The organism is Pseudomonas sp. JL27(2026) (assembly GCF_056933555.1).
On record NZ_CM167794.1, the window covers coordinates 556162 to 576668 of the forward strand.

Below are 20507 nucleotides of genomic sequence, written 5' to 3' on the forward strand. Positions count from 1 at the left end.
GTCGCGACGAGGGGTGAGGAACCAGAGCGCTGAATCGCAGTCTTTAAAGCTCGCAAGCAAGGTCGCCGCCAGGAAAATCAAGGCTCTTGGCCCGAATAACCCTGGCGCCAGTGGTGACTTTTCTTTATCGTACGCGCCCTTTGAAAATGCTCGGAAAATCAAAATGTTGGAAACATCCCTAAGCCAATTGGAACAACTGGTCAGCGACCTGGTGCAACAGAACCAGGAACTGCTCGGCACGAACGCCACCCTGAGTGCAGAACTGACCCAGGCCAAGGATGAAAACGAAAGCCTGCAACTGAGCCTGATGGAACAGGAAGAAAAGCAGGGTGCAACCGCCGCACGCATCCAGGCACTCGTTGAGCGCGTGAGCGCAGGGCCTGTGAACGCATGAGACACGGCGCCGAAGGGGTAAAAGTAGTCTCCATTCTGGGAGAGGACTATTCGATCAAGGCGCCGGCCGGGGAAGAGCAGACCCTGCTGGACGCCGCATTAATGTTGAAAGCCGTTCTGGCCGACACCAAAAAGAAATACCCGACGCTGATTGGCGACAAACTGCTGGTGCTGACGGCGATGAACCTGTGTTCGCAGCAGCTCGAGATGCAGAAACGCCACACTCAGGAACTCGACCGTTACCAAGAGCAAGTCAGCGCCACGGTTGAAGTGATTTCCAAGACCATCAACCAGCAAGATTGATGGTTGTCTATCAAAGCGCCCCTTGACCTGGGGCGCAGTCAATCGATTGGCTGTCAGATGTTGCAACGCCTGGCCGATGATTTGGCACTGCAGATGAGTGGGTTGCGGTTGGGCTGAAGTTTGGCGGTGCATCGGTGGGTGTTGCCCCTCACCCTCTCCTCTGGGGGAGGGGGCGATCTTGAGCGCAGTGAAAATCTGTGGCCTCACTGTCCACGATTAAAACCATTCATCCTGCATCCCCAGACACGTATCGTCCCGCGCCTCGAGAATCGCCAGTTCATGGTGACAACCCGGCACTTCCCACGTCAGAAAGTACCGTGCCGCTTGCAGCTTGCCTTTGTAGAAACTGACATCTGCGGCATTGCCTTTGGCCAGTCCTTCTTCAGCGCGGATCGCCTGCTCGAGCCAGCGCCAGCCGATCACGGTGTGACCGAACACTTTCAGGTACAGCGCCGAGTTCGCCAGGCTGCTGTTGACCTTGCCTTGAGCCAGATCACTCAGCAGGTCGAGGGTCACGGTTTGCAGGCGCGCCACCAGTTTTTCCAGCGGTTCGCGCAGCGGCGTCAATGATTCAAACCCTTGTGCCCGTTTGGCGGTGTCGGCAATCAGGCGGATCAGTTGCTTGAGCCCGGCGCCACCGTTCTGCGCCAGTTTGCGCCCCAGCAGGTCCAGCGACTGAATGCCATGAGTGCCTTCGTGGATCGGGTTCAGCCGGTTGTCGCGGTAGTACTGTTCCACCGGGTATTCGCGGGTATAACCGTGGCCACCGAGGACCTGGATCGCCAGTTCGTTGGCCTTGAGGCAGAACTCCGAGGGCCAGGACTTAACGATGGGCGTCAGCAAATCGAGCAACTCATGGGCTTGCTTGCGCTCGGCTTCGGTTGCCAGGGTGGTGGTGTCGTCGAACAGGCGCGCGGCGTAAAGGCCGAGATCGAACGCGCCTTCGACGTAGGATTTTTGGGTCAGCAGCATGCGTTTGACGTCGGCATGTTGAATGATCGCCACCGGCGCGGTGTTCAGGTCCTTGCTGTCTGGCAGCCGACCTTGCGGACGCTCGCGGGCGTATTCCAGCGAGTACAGGAAACCTGCGTAACCGAGCATCACCGCGCCCATGCCGACGCCTATCCGCGCCTCGTTCATCATCTGAAACATGCAGCTCAGACCTTGATGGGGCTTGCCCACCAGATAGCCGACACACTCCCTGTTATCGCCGAAGTTCAGCGCGGTGGAGGTGGTGCCGCGCCACCCCATCTTGTGGAACAGCCCGGCCAGCAGCACGTCGTTGCGCTTACCCAGGCTGCCGTCATCGTTGACCAGGAACTTGGGCACGATAAACAGCGAAATCCCTTTCACGCCCGCAGGTGCGTCCGGCAGTTTGGCCAGCACCATGTGCACGATGTTTTCCGACAGCGAGTGGTCGCCGCCGGAGATGAAGATCTTGTTGCCCTTGAGCCGATAAGTACCGTCCGCCGCAGGTTCGGCGCGGGTGCGGATGTCTGACAGCGAGGAGCCGGCGTGCGGTTCGGTGAGGGCCATGGTGCCGAAGAAGCGGCCGTCGATCATCGGCTGCAGGAAGCGTTGTTTCTGATCGTCGGTGCCGAAGCTTTCGATCAGGTTCGCCGCGCCCATGGTCAGGAACGGGTAGGAGGTTGTCGCCGCGTTGGCGGACTGAAAGTGCGCAAAACAGGCTTGGGACAACAATGTAGGAAGTTGCATCCCGCCGGCGTCGAAACTGCGCGCAGCGTTGAGGAAGCCGGCTTCAAGGAACGCATCCACCGCCGGTTTCACCTCTGGAATCAGAATCGCCTGACCGTTCTCGTAGCGGGGCTCGTTCTCATCGCCCTTGCGGTTATGCGGGGCAAAGAACTTCTCGGCGATGCTGCGGGCAGTACCAATGGCTGCGTCGAAGGTCTCGCGGTTGTGCTCGGCGAACCGTTCGCGCTGGGTCAAGCCTTCGGCATCGAGGACTTCATACAGCTCGAAAGCCAGATTGCGGGAACTGAGCAACGTCTCGGACATGGCGGCCTACCTTGATTGGAGTGGACCGAGTCTAGGCAGAGGAATAGAGGCTGAACAGGAAGATTGATGCGGGTGATGGTGAGGCAGAGCGACGGCTTAGCGGGCACCATCAAACAAATGTGGGAGCGGGCTTGCTCGCGAAGAGGTCGGCACATTCAACATAGATGTTGGCTGTCAGTCCGTCTTCGCGAGCAAGCCCGCTCCCACAGGTTTTGCATTCCAGGCGCCTATTGCAGGCGCTCGGTTTTATCGCGGTTTAGCCGATCGTCATCAAGCTGGCATTACCACCCGCCGCAGCGGTGTTGACGCTCAGTGCGCGCTCGATCACCAGGCGTTCCAGCGCGATGCTGGTTTCGCCTTGCGACAGACCATGAACCCCGACGATGGCGCCAGCGCGTTTGGCCACTTGCTGGCAGACCGCACGCAACTGGTCGGAGTGACCGTGATGCAGAACCGCATCGAAGATCACCTCGTCCTTGTGCCAGTCGGCCACCAGAGTGATCCGCGCCTGCACGTCTTTCGGCAGGCGAGCCAACAGCGCTTTGCTCAGTTCACCTTCCGGCCACACCGCCGAACCGCCGACGGCCAATACCGCCGCCAGTTGAGTCAACAGATCGCCTTCGACTTCAGCCAGGCACAGCACGTGCTCGCGCGGCAGGATGGCGTAGCTGTTGCGCTCGCCGGTCGGGCCGATCAGCGTGCGGGTGATACCGCTTTGCGATTGCGCCGCGAACTGCACGCACAGCGCACTCAGGTCGGTCAGCTTGTTGCTGTCGGCCCAGGTTTGCAGGGCGGTCAGTGGTTTGCGCATGGCGTCACGCAGACGAACGTCCGGTGCTGTTACGGCGTCACCGCGAGCGAAGGATTGTTCGATCGCATCGGTAGGACGTGTCGACAGCAGGCGGTACAGGTACAGCGGACCACCGGCTTTTGGGCCAGTCCCCGACAGGCCTTCACCGCCGAACGGTTGCACGCCGACCACGGCGCCCACGATGTTGCGGTTGACGTAGACGTTACCGGCGTTGACGTTGTCGATCACCTTGGCGATGGTTTCGTCGATGCGGGTGTGTACGCCCAGGGTCAGGCCGTAACCGGATGCATTGATCTGCGCAATCAGTTGGTCGATGTCTTTGCGCTTGTAGCGCACCACGTGCAGCACCGGACCGAAGATCTCGCGTTGCAGCTCGTCGAAGCTTTCCAGTTCGATCAGGGTCGGCATGACGAAGGTGCCGCGCTTGCATTCTTCCAGGTCGGCGATGGCCACCTGATAGACGTTGCGACCTTTTTCACGCATGCCCTGAATGTGTTTCTCGATGCCGGCCTTGGCTTCGGCGTCGATCACCGGGCCGATGTCCACGGACAGGCGCTCTGGATTACCGAGACGGCATTCGGCCATGGCCCCTTTGAGCATTTCGATCACGCGATCTGCCGAATCTTCCTGCAAGCACAGTACGCGCAGGGCCGAGCAACGCTGGCCGGCACTGTCGAACGCCGAGGACACTACGTCGATGACCACTTGTTCGGTCAGCGCCGAGGAGTCGACAATCATCGCGTTCTGGCCGCCGGTTTCGGCGATCAGCGGGATCGGACGGCCCTGGGCATCCAGACGCCCGGCGACGTTGCGTTGCAGCAAGCGTGCGACATCGGTGGAGCCGGTGAACATCACGCCTTTGACCCGGTCGTCGCCGACCAGGCGGGCGCCGACGGTTTCGCCACGGCCCGGCAGCAGTTGCAGCACGCCTTCCGGAATCCCGGCTTCGAGCAGCAAACGCACGGCTTGTGCAGCGACCAGCGGAGTTTGTTCGGCCGGTTTGGCTAGTACCGGGTTACCGGCGGCCAGTGCGGCAGCGACTTGACCGCTGAAGATCGCCAGCGGGAAGTTCCACGGGCTGATGCACACCACCGGACCCAGCGGGCGATGGGCATCGTTGGTGAAATCGTTGCGGGCCTGTACCGCGTAGTAACGCAGGAAGTCCACGGCTTCACGCACTTCGGCGATGGCGTTGGCGAAGGTCTTGCCGGCTTCGCGAGCCAACAGGCCCATCAGCGGCTGGATCTCGGCTTCCATCAGGTCGGCGGCGCGCTCCAGGATCGCGGCGCGTTCGGCGGGGGGAGTGGCCTGCCAGATCGGGGCTGCGTTCAGGGCGCACTGGATCGCGTTATCGACGTCTTCGACAGTGGCTTCTTGCACATGACCGACCACATCGCGCAGGTCAGACGGGTTCAGTACCGGCGCCGGCGTTTCGGTGCTGGACGCGCAACCGAGCATCGGCGCGGCTTTCCAGTGGTTGTGAGCGGTGGCCAGCAAGGCGCAGGACAGCGACGCCAGACGATGTTCGTTGGCCATGTCGATGCCGCTGGAGTTGGCGCGCTCGGCACCGTACAAATCACGTGGCAGCGGGATACGCGGGTGCGGCAGGCCGAAGCCGCCTTCCAGCGTGGCCATCTGCTCGATGCTGGCCACCGGGTCGGCTACCAGTTCCTGAATCGAAATCGACTGGTCGGCGATGCGGTTGACGAACGAGGTGTTCGCGCCGTTTTCCAGCAGGCGACGTACCAGGTACGCCAGCAGTGTTTCGTGAGTACCGACCGGTGCGTACACGCGGCACGGACGGTTCAACTTGCCTTCGGAAACCTTGCCTACAACCTGTTCGTACAGCGGTTCACCCATGCCGTGCAGGCACTGGAACTCGTACTGGCCAGGGTAGTAGTTCTGACCCGCGATATGGTAAATCGCCGACAAGGTGTGGGCGTTGTGCGTGGCGAACTGCGGGTAGATGACTTCCGGCACCGATAGCAGTTTGCGTGCGCAGGCAATGTAGGAAACGTCGGTGTACACCTTGCGGGTGTAGACCGGGTAGCCTTCCAGGCCTTCGACTTGGGCGCGCTTGATTTCGCTGTCCCAGTACGCGCCTTTCACCAGGCGGATCATCAGGCGATGGCGGCTACGGCGAGCCAGGTCGATCACGTAGTCAATCACATACGGGCAACGCTTCTGGTAAGCCTGGATCACGAAACCGATGCCGTTCCAGCCAGTCAGTTGCGGTTCGAAGCACAGGCGCTCCAGCAGGTCCAGCGACAGTTCGAGGCGGTCGGCTTCTTCGGCGTCGATGTTCAGGCCGATATCGTATTGCTTGGCCAGCAACGTCAGCGACAGCAGGCGCGGGTACAGCTCGTCCATCACGCGCTCGTACTGGGCGCGGCTGTAACGCGGGTGCAGGGCCGAGAGCTTGATGGAAATGCCCGGGCCTTCATAAATGCCACGACCGTGGGAAGCCTTGCCGATCGAGTGGATGGCTTGCTCGTAGGACGCGAGGTATTTCTGGGCGTCATGTTCGGTCAGTGCGGCTTCACCGAGCATGTCGTAGGAATAGCGGAAGCCTTTGGCTTCGAACTTGCTGGCGTTGGCCAGGGCTTCGGCGATGGTTTCGCCGGTGACGAACTGCTCGCCCATCAGGCGCATGGCCATGTCGACGCCCTTGCGGATCATCGGCTCGCCGCTTTTGCCGATGATGCGGCTCAGGGACGAAGTCAGGCCGGCTTCGTTGTGGGTGGCGACCAGTTTGCCGGTCAGCAACAGACCCCAGGTCGCAGCGTTGACGAACAGCGATGGGCTGTTGCCCAGGTGCGGCTGCCAGTTACCGGTGCTGATCTTGTCGCGGATCAGTGCATCGCGAGTGCCCTTGTCCGGGATACGCAGCAGCGCTTCGGCCAGGCACATCAGTGCCACGCCTTCCTGCGACGACAGGGAAAATTCCTGCAGCAAGCCCTGTACAATGCCTGCACGGCCGCCGGCGCTCTTCTGATTACGCAGCTTTTCGGCAATCGAGGACGCCAGTTTGTGGGTGGCTTCGGCCATCGCGGCGGGCAGGCGGGCCTGCTCCAGCAGCATCGGCACGACTTCCGGCTCCGGGCGACGGTAAGCGGCGGTGATCGCGGCGCGCAGTACCGATTGCGGCAGGATGCTTTCAGCGAATTCGAGGAAGCATTGGTGAGCGTGGTCGACGTGTACGTCGGTGCCGTCATCGGCATCCTTGGTGGTCAAACCGTTCAGCTCGGATAGGGTTGCACCACCCTCGAGTTTTTCCAGGTAATTGAAAATCGCCTGCTTGATCAGCCAGTGCGGCGTGCGATCAATCGAGGTCGCGGCGGCTTTGAGGCGCTCGCGGGTCGGGTCGTCGAGTTTGACCCCAAGGGTGGTGGTAGCCATATTTTTATCCTCATGTTTGCCACGATGGGGTGGCATCAGCTGGCGGCAAGATTAGCCGCGCGCTGAAAGAGGTGCAACCGGGTGCAACCCTTTTTTTGTCGGAATAATAGGCAGCTCGTCAGGAATTAAATTCTGGTACGAAAGTACTGCTCCTGCTTGGTGCTTTTACCTGGGTTCACACGGGTTCTTGCTCCCAAATGGAGCAAAAATGGAGGTAAAAAAGATATTTCCGACTAGGTGCAACTTATTCGAAAGAAACTGGTTGCACCTTATTTACTTTGTTGAATAGCATTCGCGCCCAAGGTGCAACCGACCCAATGCCGGCGGTTCATCGGCTGATGGCTTTCCTGGGGAAACATCAGTCATAAATGCGCGGATTATCAGATCGTCTTTCAAACGCAAGCGTTTGGCGGCGGTTCAAAAGACCGCTGCTACATAAAAACAAAGCCAGGGCGTAACTCAATGAGTGCAAGCAATCCAACCTTGATCACGTTCGTGATCTACATCGCAGCAATGGTAATGATCGGCTTCATGGCCTATCGCTCCACCAACAACCTTTCTGACTACATTCTGGGCGGCCGTAGCCTGGGCAGCGTCGTGACTGCGCTTTCCGCTGGCGCCTCGGACATGAGCGGCTGGTTGTTGATGGGCCTGCCGGGTGCCATCTATATGTCGGGTCTGTCGGAAAGCTGGATCGCCATCGGCCTGATCATCGGTGCCTACCTGAACTGGCTGTTCGTTGCCGGTCGCCTGCGAGTACAGACCGAACACAACGGCGATGCATTGACGCTGCCGGATTACTTCTCCAGCCGTTTCGAAGACAAAAGCGGCCTGCTGCGGATCATCTCTGCCATCGTGATTCTGGTGTTCTTCACCATCTATTGCGCTTCCGGCATCGTGGCCGGTGCCCGCCTGTTTGAAAGCACCTTCGGCATGTCCTACGAGACCGCGCTGTGGGCCGGTGCTGCGGCGACGATTGCCTACACCTTTGTGGGTGGTTTCCTGGCGGTAAGCTGGACTGACACCGTGCAAGCCACGCTGATGATCTTCGCCCTGTTGCTGACGCCGATCATCGTGCTGCTGGCCACCGGTGGCATTGACACCACGTTCCTGGCAATCGAAGCGCAAGACCCAAGCAACTTCGACATGCTGAAAAACACCACTTTCATCGGCATTATTTCGCTGATGGGTTGGGGCCTGGGTTACTTCGGCCAACCGCACATCCTGGCGCGCTTCATGGCGGCGGATTCGGTCAAGTCGATTGCCAACGCACGTCGCATCTCCATGACCTGGATGATCCTGTGCCTGGGCGGCACCGTCGCTGTAGGCTTCTTCGGTATCGCTTATTTCTCGGCGAACCCTGCCGTCGCGATGCCGGTGAGTGAAAACCACGAACGTGTGTTCATCGAACTGGCCAAAATCCTGTTCAACCCATGGATCGCTGGCGTGCTGCTGTCGGCCATCCTGGCGGCGGTCATGAGCACCCTGAGCTGCCAGTTGCTGGTGTGCTCGAGCGCCCTGACCGAAGACTTCTATAAAGCTTTCCTGCGTAAAAATGCGTCCCAGGTTGAGCTGGTTTGGGTCGGTCGTGCCATGGTGCTGGCGGTTGCGCTGGTGGCCATCCTGTTGGCTGCCAACCCGGAAAACCGCGTACTGGGTCTGGTCAGCTACGCCTGGGCCGGCTTCGGTGCTGCGTTCGGTCCTGTGGTACTGATCTCGGTATTGTGGAAAGGCATGACCCGTAACGGCGCTCTGGCCGGTATCGTGGTTGGCGCACTGACGGTGATCGTCTGGAAACACTACAACCTGCTGGGTCTGTACGAAATCATTCCAGGCTTCATCTTCGCCAGCGTGGCCATCTTGCTGGTCAGCAAAATGGGCGCTCCGAGCAAAGACATGGTCATGCGTTTCGAAGCAGCCGAGAAAGATTTCCACCTGAACAAGTGATCGGGATGAGCTGAGGCTCTGACCTTTCGCCGACATTAAAACGGCCCGCTTCCTACTGGAGGCGGGCCGTTTTTTTTGCTGCCGAGGATTCCCTGTGGGAACCAACCCGCCCCACAGTAGGTTGGTGGTGGTTCTGAAGGGAATATCTGTAGCCAAACATCCCGATTTTTGAAGGGGGAATCTCTAAAAAAGTAGGGCGAATCTGATTTTTCTGTCCTCTGCTCAACGCTCCTTGCTGCTCATGCAGAATCGCTCGCCTTCATTCTGCACAGAGACATCGGATGTCTGCCCCTGCCAATCAACCGCGCTTCACGTTGACCCTCGACGGCGTTGAGGATGAGCTCAAGGTCCTTGAATTCACGGGCAAGGAAGCCATCAGCCAGCCTTACCGCTTCGATCTGGAACTGGTCAGCGAACGGCCGGACCTCGACCTCGAGAACCTTCTTCACCGCCAGGCGTTTCTCGGCTTCGATGCTCAAGGCGCCGGTATCCATGGTCAGGTTTATCGGGTTGCCCAGGGTGATTCCGGTAAGCGCCTGACGTGTTATCAGGTCAGCCTTGTGCCTCATCTGACCTATCTCGGCCAGCGTTTCAATCAGCGTATTTTCCAGCACAAGAGTATCCCGGCGATTATTGCCCTGTTGCTCAAGGAACACGGAATTCTGGGGGGCGGGGTAGGGTTTGAGTTGGGCGGCGATTACCCCGAGCGTGAGTACTGCGTGCAATTTGCCGAAAGCGACCTGGCCTTCATCCAGAGGCTCTGTGCCGAAGTTGGCATTCACTATCACTTCCGTCACAGCCCCGATGACCACTGTTTGATCTTTGGTGATGATCAAACAGTGTTTTCCCTGCTGATCGCGCCCACTCGCTACTCGCCGGGTACCAGGATGGTTGGCTGCGAGCCTGTGATCAACCGCTTCAGCGTGCGTCTGGAAAACCGCACCACAAGCGTGACCCGTCGTGATTACGACTTCCAGAAACCGCGCCTGCTACTGGAAAGTGCGACGGCTGGCCCACAGAGACCAGCGTTGGAAGACTACAACTACCCCGGACAATTCTCTGGCCGCGAGCACGGTAAACATCGGGTCCAGCGTGAGCTGGAGCGGCATCGCGCGGACTACCGTCAGGCTCGGGGGCACAGTGATCAGCCAGCGCTGGTCAGTGGGTATCACCTGAGCCTTGCCGAGCACCCGCGTGCCGAGTGGAACGATCTGTGGCTGCTCACCGAGGTCGAGCACCACGGCCGTCAACCGCAGGTTCTGGAAGAGGTGGGCGCAGGCGAGGGCGCACAGTCGTTCCAGGGTTACCGCAACCGCTTTTTGGCGACGCCGTGGGACGTGCCGTTTCGCCCGCCACTGGAGGCCGGCAAACCACGAATGTCGGGCTATCAAACAGCCGTGGTCACCGGCCCCCAAGACAGCGAAATCCATTGCGACGAGTACGGTCGGGTCAAGGTCCAACTGGCCTGGGACCGCGACGGTCAGCTCAACGAGCATTCCAGTTGCTGGCTGCGGGTGGCCAGCGGTTGGGCGCACCAGGGGTATGGCAGCACGCTGATTCCACGGGTCGGCATGGAGGTGCTCGTGGGGTTTGTCGATGCCGACCCCGATAAACCAGTGATCATGGGGTGCCTGCCCAACGCAGCGAACCCGGTGGCGCTGGATTTGCCGGCCGACCACACCCGGAGCATTTTTCGCAGTCAGAGCAGCCCCGGTGGCGGTGGTTACAACGAGCTGCGCATTGAGGATCGCAAGGGCGCCGAGGAGATATACCTGCGAGCCCAGCGCGACTGGACGCAACACGTGCTGCACGATCAGCGCGTGCAAGTCGATAATCAGCGTCGGGTGGTGGTCGGCGGCATCAGTCGTCATGAACTCAAGGCCGATGAGCAGCGCATCACCCACGGCAATCGCGTGACCGAACTCAGGCAGGACGATCACGTGCAAGTCAGTGGTGACCAGCGCATTCGGGTGACCAATCAGGCGTTGAATGCGCTTATGCAGGTGCATGTCAGTGCCGGTCGGCAGGTCGTGATCGACGGCGGTGCCAACGCAACGATTCAGGCGGGTGGACACTGGATCAACATCAGTGCTGCCGGAATCTTCAGCAGTGTGCCGATTGTGCAGGGCGGTGCGCCTGCACCTGCCATGGCGGCCGCTCCCCACATGCCGGGCATGGTCGAGAAGCTCGTTGCAGCGCTGCCGGCCGCCCTCAGTGCGGCACAGATTGTCAGCCTGAAAAGCAACGCGCCGTTCTGTGAAGAGTGTGAACGCTGCAAGGCGGGGGTCTGTTATGCCTGAGCGGATTTCACCTCGGGTCTGGCTTGAGCGCCAGCCGTTGCAATCGTCGCAACAGTTGTTCGCGATCTTCAGCAACGCCAGTGACGCTGAAGCTTTGCAGGCCTGGCGTTGCGCGAGTGGCACCCAGGCGCCGAACCCTATCTGGGCCGGCACCGCCTATGCCGAATGGGAGCCGGTGATGCCTTACATTGGCATCGTCGAGCCGTGCAGCGATTTTCTCGATTGGGTGGACCGTTGTGACTGTCAGGACTGGGGCTGGCTGGCGGCGTCGTCGAGCAGTCTGGAGTGCATGCTCGAGCATTTTCGCAGCCTGACTCAGGTGCTGTTGCCCGATGCCTCTGCGGTGTTTTTCCGCTTTTGGGACGGGCGTCATGTGCTGCCGATCTTGCGCTCGGCACCGGTGGAGGGGGCTGAATGGCTGCCAGTGGTCGAGCGCTGCCTGATCAATGGCCAGGCGCTGGAGGTCGGTGGCCGTGGCGTGCAGTCTGCTCAGGTTTTTCCCTGGTGGAGTGTCCCGGTGTCATTGTTTGAGACCCTGGCGCTACAAGCGGCGGACACCCGTATCGCCAATCTGCTGAAGTGGTTGAGCGAAGAGCGTCCGGACATCGATCAGGCCTATTCCCCCGCAGTGCTGCAGTGCAAGGTGAAGGCTTTTGTCGCGCGGTGTGATCCTGGCGGGGCAACGCCGGAAGCGTTGGTTCACTGTCTGATGTCACAGCAGCGCTGATGGGATGAGACAGGGGGAAAATATTCGCGTAATTTTCGGCGTTCTGGCGGGTGGTCTTGATCATGGTGGCCCGTGAATCCAAAGTGGTCGCGCTCCAAAGAGCTCAGGGAATGAATGGAATGCTTGATTCAAACAAGACAATAGAAATGGCCGGTGTGGACGCCATGGAGGCGTTGGCCGAGATTGAATTCATTCTGATTTCGCTGAGGAAAATGGGCACGTTCTACCAGGACAAATCCCTGGAGGATTACCGTAAGGCAACCACAGACTTCATCGACGATTTCGCGGTGACCCAGCGCCTTGCAAAGGTTCGCCGGTTGATCAGTCAGCCCTTCGACAGCACCTTGGGCGATGACGATATGGACGATCTGGAGCGCTACATGCAAAAGCTGCGGTTTTGGCAGCCGGAACCCTCTGCCAGGTAAGTCGTTTGTTCAAGGGTTCACATGGCTGCATCAGTGGGTTCAGAGGCCGCGCCTACAGGCGGTCCTGACGTTCGGCGCTGTACAAGGTAAACTTCGCCTCCTTCGCAGGAGCAGCCATGAATTATCGTCACGCCTTCCACGCCGGCAATCACGCCGACGTGTTCAAACACCTGACCTTGACCCGCCTCATCGCCCTGATGTCGCGCAAGGAGCAGCCGTTCGCCTATCTCGACACCCACGCCGGCATTGGTCTGTATGACTTGCAGGGCGACCAGGCCAGCCGGACCGGCGAGTACCTGGAAGGGATCGCGCGTCTGTGGGGTGAGCCGGATCTGCCGGTGCTGACGGCCGATTACATGCAGGTATTGCATGAGATGAACCCGGATGGCCAGTTGCGTTACTACCCAGGCTCCCCCGAGTTGGCGCGACGCCTGACGCGCCCGCAGGACCGGGTGCTGCTCAACGAAAAACACCCCGAAGACGGCTTGCTGCTCAAGGACAACATGAAGGGCGACCGCCGGGTCAAAGTGCACCTGGGCGAAGGTTGGCATGTGCCGCGTGCCTTGTTGCCGGTGCCGGAGAAGCGTGGGCTGATGTTGATCGACCCGCCGTTCGAGCAGCTTGATGAAATGCAGCGCTGCGCGGCATCGCTCAAAGAGGCAATTGGCCGGATGCGCCAAACCGTGGCGGCGATCTGGTACCCGGTGAAGGATCAGCGCATGTTGCGCCGTTTCTATCAGGACCTGGCCGGGACCGGCGCGCCGAAGCTGTTGCGCGTGGAGTTGCTGGTACATCCGCTGGACACGCCCAACAGCTTGAACGGCTCCGGGCTGGCGATTGCCAATCCGCCGTGGGGGCTGGAGGAAGAGCTGCGCGAGTTGCTGCCGTGGCTGTCGAAGAAACTCGGCCAGACCCAAGGCGGGTGGCAGATGGATTGGTTGATTGCTGAGTAATGTGTGGCGAGGGAGCTTGCTCCCGCTGGGGCGCGAAGCGGCCCTGAAATCGGCGACAACGTTCTTTCAGATAGAACCTGCCTACCGATTTACGACTGCTTCGCAGCCGAGCGGGAGCAAGCTCCCTCGCCACAGGTGACGTGTTCACCCATCAAATCGGGCAGGTCACGCCTGTGCCGCCGATCCCGCAGTAACCCTCGGGGTTTTTGGCCAGGTATTGCTGGTGATAGGCCTCGGCGAAGAAGAAGGTCGGCGCTTCTTCGATTTCGGTGGTGATGGTGCCTTTGCCTGCCTTGGTCAACTCAGCCTGGAACACGTGCTTGCTGGCCTTGGCGGCTTCCAGCTGGGCTGGGGTGGTGGCGTAGACCACCGAACGGTATTGCGTACCAATGTCGTTACCCTGGCGCATGCCCTGGGTCGGGTTGTGCAGTTCCCAGAACATCTTCAGCAGCGCGTCGTAGCTGACTTTTGCCGGCTCGTAGACCACCAATACCACTTCGCTGTGGCCGGTCAGGCCAGAGCAGACTTCTTCATACGTCGGGTTCGGCGTAAAGCCACCGGCGTAACCCACCGCCGTACTGACCACGCCTTCGCGCTGCCAGAATTTGCGTTCCGCGCCCCAGAAGCAACCCAGGCCGAAGATCGCGAAATCCACGTCGGTGACGAACGGGCCCAGCAGCGGGGCGTCGTGGACGAAGTGTTTTTCCGGCACGGTCATCGGGGTTTCGCGGCCAGGCAGAGCTTGTTCTTTGGTTGGGAGCACGTTTTTGTTCACCAGAATTTCCGAGCGCAAGACCATGATCAGTCCCCTCAGTCAGGTTGAATGTAAATTGTCAGACACACAGTTTGCCCAATGCCATCCGGTTACGCACTACCCATGTGGGAGCGGGCTTGCTCGCGAAGGCGTTGTGACAGTTAACATCAATGCCTACTGACACATCGCATTCGCGAACAAGCCCGCTCCCACAGGGTTTTGTGTATTGACTGAAGTGCTGTCAGGCGATTGGGCCGCGCGGGTAGCGTTTGAGCTTCTCGATCAGCTCTGACCCAGGGATCGGCCGGTCGAACAGGTAGCCCTGGCCAACGTCGCAGCGGTGACGGCGCAGGAAGGCCAACTGCTCGGATGTCTCGATGCCTTCGGCGACCACTTTGAGCTTGAGGTTGTGGGCCATGGCGATCACCGCGGAGGTGATTTCCATGTCGTCCTGATTGTCCGGGATTTCGTGGATGAAGCTGCGATCGATCTTGATGATGTCGATCGGGAATTTCTTCAGGTAGCTGAGCGACGAATATCCGGTGCCGAAGTCGTCCATGGCCAGGGTCAGGCCCAGGCGCTTGAGCTGGTCGAGCTGCAAGTGTGTGTCTTCGGTGGCTTCCAGCAGCAGGCCTTCGGTCAGCTCCAGCTCCAGCAAATGCGCGGGCAGTTGTTCTTCCTTGAGGATGCTGGCGATCGAGGCCACCAGGTCCGGGTCGGAAAACTGCTTGGGCGACAGGTTGATGGCCACCTGCAAGTTACCCAGCCCGGCCGCCGTCAGTTGCATGCTCATGCGGCAGGCCTGGCGGGCAATCCATTTGCCGATGGGGATGATCAGGCCGGTCTCTTCGGCGACGCTGATGAACTGGTCCGGACGGATCATGCCCTTTTCCGGATGGTTCCAGCGCAGCAAGGCTTCCATGCCCAGCAGGCGACCGCTGCGCAGGCAGAGCTTGGGCTGGTAGAACACGTCCAGCTCGTTTTGGGTCAGGGCGCGGCGCAGGTTGTTTTCGACGAACAGTTTGTAACTGGCCTCGGCGTTCAGCGCTTCGGTGAACACCTGGACCTGATGCTTGCCGTTGGCCTTGGCCTTGTGCAGCGCCAGGCCGGCGTTGCGCATCAGCGTCTGCGGATCGCGGCCATGCAGCGGCGCGCAGGCCAGGCCCACGGAACCGGTCACGCTGATCAACTGGTTGTCGACGAACATCGGTTTGTCGAGGGTCATCAGCAACTGGCTGGCGATCAGTTGGCCGGCCTCAAGGTCGGTGTTGTCCAGCAGCACGGCGAATTCGTTACTGGCAAAACGTGCCAGGCTTCCGCTCGGGCTCAGGCTGTTGCGCAGGCGCCGGGCGAGGCTGATCAGCAGCTTGTCGCCGGTCTGGTGGCCGAGGCTGTCGTTGATCCGCTTGAAGTTGTCGATGTCCACCAGCAGCAGGCTGATGGGCGTGTCGCTGTCGCGGGCGAAGCGTTCGTCGAGGTTGCGGATGAACGCGGGACGGTTACCCAGGTTGGTCAGGTTGTCGGTGTAGGCCAGGCGCTCGATGCGTTGCTGGGCAAGCTTGGTCTGGGTGATGTCTTCGTAGATGCCGATGTAGTGCGTCAGCTCACGGTTGTCGCCATAGACCTTGGAAATCGACAACTGGCCCCAGTAGGGTTCCAGGTTCTTGCGCCGACTCTTGAATTCGCCCTGCCAGCTGTTGCTCTTGGCCAGGCTTGAGGGGGCGTCGAACAGCAGCTCGCTGAGGTTTTCCAGCGCCGGCAGTTCCGACAGCCGATGGCCGTGGACTTCTTCGGTGCTGTACTGGGTGATCGCGGTAAAGCTTGGGTTGACGTACTCGACCACGCCGTCGCAGTTGACCAGCAAAAAGGCGTTGGCGCTTTGCTCGACCGCCCGCTGGAACAGGTGCAGGGCGCTGGTGGCGGTGCGGCGGTTGTGGTTGTTGATGACTTGCGCAAACTGGTCGGCCAGCTCGCCGGCGAACGCGATTTCATCCGACTGCCAGGCGCGGGTCGCGCCGGTCTGTTCCAGGCACAGCACGCCGACCACCTGGCCGTCGACGCGAATGCTGGCGTCGAGCATGGCATTGACGTCACGCGGGCGCAGGCTCTCGGCCATGTCGCGGGTGCGCGGGTCGCGCATCGCGTTGTGGGCGTCAATGGCCCGGCTGGTGTGCAGCGCTTCCAGATAGTCGGGGAAGCTGCTGGCGTCGATCACCGGCGGCAAGCGATATTCCTGGGAGGCGCGGTGGTACGCCGAAATCGGTACCAGTTGCTGGCCCTCGAGGTTCCACAGGCTGGCGCAGTCGATTTCGTAGATGTCGCACGCGCTGCGGGTGATCAGTTCCGCTGCTTCCTGCAAGGAGTTGCCGGTGCTGTAGCGCTGGCGGGCGAGCAACAGGATCAGGTCCTGCTGGGCGCGTACACGTTCCAGATGCTGGAGTTGTTCCTGCTGGGCGCGCTGGTTCAGCTCCAGCGCGATTTGCAGGCGCGAGTTCTGGGTTTCCAGGTCCAGCGCGGGCTGCAAGGGGTCGCTGCTGAACAGGCCCTCGACCACCAGCAGGTAGCCGCGCAGCAGGTGGCGATTGTGTTGTTTGTAGGCTTCGCCCAGTTCAAGCAGGCTCAACGGGCCTTGGGCGGTGTGCAGGGTGTAGCGGACCAGGTAATGCGGGGAAAGCGTCAGTTGCTGCTGGATCGCGTCGTGCAACTGGTAGCGTGCTTCGGGTTCCATCAGGCTGGCGTAAGGCGAGCCGACCAGTGCGCAGAGTTCGACAGCGGGCAAGCCGAACTGGCGTTCGCAATTGGGGTCGAGAAACAGCAGCGCCCAGCTTGCTTCATTCAGCCGTTCGAAACGCAGCATGCCGAGCCGCGAGGGCACCGGCAACTGCGTCACTACCTCGGCCACCATACGACTGGTGGCATCAGGTTGGCTTTTCATGGGGGAAACTCGCTTCGAAAATGCTGATCGCGCCGGGCTCACGCCCTCTTTACTGTTGCCTGCGGCAAGGTTGCATCATGCGGCACTCACTGACAAGTGAGATGAAGGCCAAGTGCTATAAGAATGTGTCGGCCGGCCGGGTGATTTCTGCACCCGGCGACCGAAACTAAAATTGGCGCAGGTGTCTGGCCTGCCGTCCTGCGGGTGGCTCGGGTCAATGAAGGGTGATGGCCACTGTTTGCAGCGCCTTGCCGTCCCGGTTGTGGAAGGTGACGTTGAGCTGATCTGCATCAATTTCCAGCTGGGCGAAATTGTCTTCGCTGATTACCGGGCTGGTCAGTGCATGGCGGTACTCACCGGTGGCGACGCGGGCCAGCGGCTGGTCGAGTATGAAAGTGGACGCCTTGGCGTAGGGCAGCAGTGCGCTGTTACAGAGCGGCGAGGACACGATGGTGTGGACTTCGAACCCAGGGTCTTCGCTGTGAGTCAGGCGACTGGTCAGGGAGCCGTGGACGTCGCCTGAAACGAAGATGACGTTCTTGATCCGATGGCTGCGGATGGTTTCCAGCAAGCGCAGTCGCTGCTCGGGGAAGGCCTTCCAGGCGTCACCGCCATTGCTTTTGCGGTCGGGGTAGAACATGACGCTGGTGACCACCAGTTTTACCCGCGCCGGGCTGTGGATCAGCCACTTGAGCAGTGCCTGTTCCTGCGCGTCGTCGAGAATGCGCCGGTTGTCGGCCGAGAGATTACGCCGGGTTCGGCTGTCGGTGACAAACCACTGGATATCGCCCTCGCCAAACGAGTACCAGTAGTGTTCAGGCGTATTCGTTAGTTGCCCGTTAGTTTGCAGTGCAGGGCCAGGGCCATGACTGGCTTGATATAACTCGTAGGCCCTCATGGCGTTATTGAACAAGTGCTTGTCGGAGGAACTTTTGTTGGCGGGCCAGTTATCTTCTATTTCGTGGTCGTCCAGGATCATATACGTCGGTAGTTGCGACATTAGTTTCTGGATATGTGGTTGGGAGAAGGCCGTCCGGTATTTATGGAGGATGTCCTGATAGCTTCGGTCGGGGGCGACGATGTTCAAGTCGTCCACGTAGACCTGGTCACCGGTCATCAGCAGGGCGTTGAAGGGTGTCGAAGCTTTGGCGACCAGATCCTGAATGGCGGCGAAGATCCGGTCGCCCTTGGCTGGCGCCGAAGGAACACCCAGGGTCATGCGTAAATAGCGACATGAGCCGACGATGTAGCGGCTCGGCGCGCTGCTCTTTTCTGAGGCTGTGCGCAGTTGGTAAATGTCCCTGGGCCATTGCAAGGGCAGTTCTTGCACGGTTTCGACGGTGTGCACCGGGCTCATGGTGGTGAACCAGCCCGCCTGATAGTCGTAGCGGGTATCGGCTGAGAGTCCGTCGAGCACGATGACTGCTGTCATGTCGCGTGAGGGGGGCAGGGCCGCGAACCGGGCGGCTGACCACGTGCTGTCGCCCGTACGGCGATAGCGGATGCCGGCAAAGACCGGCGAATGTTTGTCTGGCCCACCGCGCAGAAAGATACGGGCGTGACGGGACGTCGTGTGGCCAAGAATCGGGCCGACAGTCGGCTTTAACATATTCGAATCCATTCGAAGTAGTGCTGCATGAATTAAGAGTGATCCGGCAGCCGATAGCGTCTGCCGGGTGCCGCTCATCCTAGGGCCCGGTGGGTCATAAATATTGAGGGGTAAGTGGACTTTGCCTGTAAGGCGTATAAGCCCGGCAAGTAGTCTTTGTTGTAGGTGGGGGTAGGGAGAAGTTGAACTTTGCCAAAAAACGGACAAAAAAAGCCCCGCCAAATTGACGGGGTTGAGGTACGAGCGTGGCGCTCGGAAATCGTGTAACGCTGGCGGCCCTCCGGTGAGGGAGGGCCGCTCGTTCTTACAGCAGGATGGTGCGGATGTCGCCCAACAGGTCGCTCAGGCGCTTGGTGAAGCGCGCAGCAGCGGCACCGTTGATCACGCGGTGATCGTAGGACAGCGACAGCGGCAGCATCAGCTTCGGCTGGAAGGCTTTGCCGTCCCAGACGGGCTGGATGGTTGCCTTGGACACGCCGAGGATCGCCACTTCCGGTGCGTTGACGATCGGCGTGAAGCCGGTGCCGCCAATGTGGCCGAGGCTGGAGATCGTGAAGCAGGCACCTTGCATGTCGTCCGCCGAGAGCTTCTTGGTCCGGGCTTTTTCAGCCAGGGAAGCGGCTTCGGCAGCCAGTTGCAGCAGGCTCTTCTGGTCGACGTTCTTGATGACCGGTACGAGCAGGCCATCCGGGGTGTCGACGGCGAAGCCGATGTTCACGTACTTCTTGCGGATGATCGCTTTGCCACTTGGTGCCAGCGAACTGTTGAAGTCCGGCAGTTCCTTGAGCAGGTGCGCGCAGGACTTGAGCAGCAGTGGCAGCACGGTCAGCTTGACACCAGCCTTCTCGGCCACGGCTTTCTGAGCGACACGGAACGCTTCCAGCTCGGTGATATCCGCCGAGTCGAATTGCGTGACGTGAGGCACGTTCAGCCAGCTGCGGTGCAGGTTGGTAGCGCCAGCCTGCATCAGGCGGGTCATCGGCACTTCTTCGGTTTCACCGAAGCGGCTGAAGTCCACGACCGGAATCGGAGGAATACCGGCACCGCCGGTTGCGCCTGCGGCCGGAGCTTCCTTGGCCTTCTGCATCATGGCCTTGACGTAAACCTGCACGTCTTCTTTCAGCACACGACCGTGAGGGCCGCTTGGGCTGACGGCGTTCAGCTCGACGCCGAACTCGCGAGCCAGCTGACGAACCGCCGGGCCTGCGTGAACCTTGGCACCGCTTGGCGCTGGCGCAGCAACCGGGGCCTGCACGGCCTCGGCTTTTGCAGCAGGTGCTGGTGCGGCAGCAGGGGCAGCGGCTTGCGCCGGGGTTGTCGCGGCAGCCGGTGCTGCGGCAGCAACAGGTGCCGCAGCACCGGCCACTTTCAGCTTGAGGATGAAATCGCCAGTGCCGACTTCGTCTTCGAGTTTGACCGCGATGCTTTCCACTACGCCGGCAGCCGGCGAAGGGATTTCCATGCTCGCCTTGTCGGACTCCAGGGTGATCAGCGATTGATCAGCCTCAACGGTGTCGCCGACCTTGACCAGCACTTCGATGATCTTGGCCTTGCCCGACGAACCGATGTCCGGGACGTGAATGTCCTGGATAGTGGCAGCAGCAGGCGCAGCGGCTGGCGCCGGAGCAGCAGCCGGGGCTGGCGCGGCAACGGGTGCCGCCGCCTGCGCAGGAGCGGCGGCCGGAGCCGCAGCGGCACCCTCGACTTCCAGTTCCATCAACTCGTCGCCTTCTTTCAGGCGGTCGCCCAGCTTCACTTTCAGGCTCTTGATGACGCCGGCCTTGGGGGCCGGGATCTCCATGCTCGCCTTGTCCGACTCAAGTGTCAGCAGGCTCTGGTCAGCTTCGATGCGATCACCGACCTTGACCATCAGTTCAATTACTTCACCTTCACCGCTGCCGATGTCAGGTACGCGAATGAGTTCGCTCACAG

Annotated in this window: 13 protein-coding genes; 7 read left to right on the plus strand and 6 right to left on the minus strand. The window is 60.5% G+C overall.

Annotated elements, in window-relative coordinates:
* The first annotated feature begins 163 nt into the window (after window positions 1–163).
* Both AC1Z1G_RS02560 and AC1Z1G_RS02565 read left to right on the plus strand, forming a co-directional pair.
* Window positions 164–394 carry a hypothetical protein gene (locus tag AC1Z1G_RS02560; protein WP_483624608.1) on the plus strand — a complete coding sequence of 77 codons (231 nt, stop codon included), beginning with the start codon at window positions 164–166 and terminating at the stop codon, window positions 392–394.
* Window positions 391–696, plus strand: coding sequence for a cell division protein ZapA (locus AC1Z1G_RS02565; protein ID WP_483624610.1), 306 nt, complete (start codon window positions 391–393; stop codon window positions 694–696). Before AC1Z1G_RS02560 ends, AC1Z1G_RS02565 begins: the two co-directional genes overlap by 4 nt.
* Before the next feature lie 216 nt (window positions 697–912).
* Here AC1Z1G_RS02565 and AC1Z1G_RS02570 read toward each other — a convergent pair whose 3' ends face one another.
* Together AC1Z1G_RS02570 and putA are read right to left on the minus strand one after the other, a co-directional pair.
* Window positions 913–2715, minus strand: a complete 1803-nt coding sequence (locus AC1Z1G_RS02570) for an acyl-CoA dehydrogenase (RefSeq protein ID WP_483624611.1) — start codon at window positions 2713–2715, stop codon at window positions 913–915.
* A gap of 256 nt (window positions 2716–2971) precedes the next feature.
* Window positions 2972–6925, minus strand: a complete 3954-nt coding sequence (gene putA, locus AC1Z1G_RS02575) for a trifunctional transcriptional regulator/proline dehydrogenase/L-glutamate gamma-semialdehyde dehydrogenase (RefSeq protein WP_483624613.1) — start codon at window positions 6923–6925, stop codon at window positions 2972–2974.
* A 462-nt stretch (window positions 6926–7387) separates the two neighbouring features.
* Between putA and putP the strand changes: the two genes are divergently transcribed.
* The 5 genes from putP (at window position 7388) to AC1Z1G_RS02600 (ending at window position 13277) form a co-directional block, all read left to right on the plus strand.
* Complete coding sequence (gene putP / locus AC1Z1G_RS02580; RefSeq protein WP_483624615.1) at window positions 7388–8872, plus strand: sodium/proline symporter PutP; 1485 nt, start codon at window positions 7388–7390, stop codon at window positions 8870–8872.
* A gap of 281 nt (window positions 8873–9153) precedes the next feature.
* On the plus strand, window positions 9154–11172 hold the full coding sequence (locus AC1Z1G_RS02585) for a type VI secretion system Vgr family protein (RefSeq protein WP_483624617.1): 2019 nt from the start codon (window positions 9154–9156) through the stop codon (window positions 11170–11172).
* On the plus strand, window positions 11165–11899 hold the full coding sequence (locus AC1Z1G_RS02590) for a DUF4123 domain-containing protein (RefSeq protein ID WP_483624619.1): 735 nt from the start codon (window positions 11165–11167) through the stop codon (window positions 11897–11899). The genes AC1Z1G_RS02585 and AC1Z1G_RS02590 overlap by 8 nt, the downstream gene beginning before the upstream one ends.
* A gap of 119 nt (window positions 11900–12018) precedes the next feature.
* Window positions 12019–12324, plus strand: a complete 306-nt coding sequence (locus tag AC1Z1G_RS02595) for a hypothetical protein (RefSeq protein WP_483624621.1) — start codon at window positions 12019–12021, stop codon at window positions 12322–12324.
* A 116-nt stretch (window positions 12325–12440) separates the two neighbouring features.
* The gene (locus AC1Z1G_RS02600) at window positions 12441–13277 is read left to right on the plus strand and encodes a 23S rRNA (adenine(2030)-N(6))-methyltransferase RlmJ (RefSeq protein ID WP_483624623.1); all 837 of its coding nucleotides are present in this window, start codon (window positions 12441–12443) and stop codon (window positions 13275–13277) included.
* A gap of 151 nt (window positions 13278–13428) precedes the next feature.
* On the opposite strand, the gene msrA is transcribed toward AC1Z1G_RS02600, so the two are convergent.
* The 4 genes from msrA to aceF form a co-directional block, all read right to left on the minus strand.
* The gene (msrA, locus tag AC1Z1G_RS02605) at window positions 13429–14076 is read right to left on the minus strand and encodes a peptide-methionine (S)-S-oxide reductase MsrA (RefSeq protein WP_483624625.1); all 648 of its coding nucleotides are present in this window, start codon (window positions 14074–14076) and stop codon (window positions 13429–13431) included.
* Between the two features lie 196 nt (window positions 14077–14272).
* Window positions 14273–16966, minus strand: a complete 2694-nt coding sequence (locus AC1Z1G_RS02610) for a sensor domain-containing phosphodiesterase (RefSeq protein ID WP_483624627.1) — start codon at window positions 16964–16966, stop codon at window positions 14273–14275.
* Between the two features lie 214 nt (window positions 16967–17180).
* Window positions 17181–18575 carry an alkaline phosphatase D family protein gene (locus AC1Z1G_RS02615; RefSeq protein ID WP_483624629.1) on the minus strand — a complete coding sequence of 465 codons (1395 nt, stop codon included), beginning with the start codon at window positions 18573–18575 and terminating at the stop codon, window positions 17181–17183.
* A 304-nt stretch (window positions 18576–18879) separates the two neighbouring features.
* Entirely contained in the window at window positions 18880–20505 is a 1626-nt protein-coding gene (gene aceF, locus AC1Z1G_RS02620; RefSeq protein ID WP_483624630.1) for a dihydrolipoyllysine-residue acetyltransferase, read from the minus strand.
* Window positions 20506–20507 lie beyond the last annotated feature (2 nt).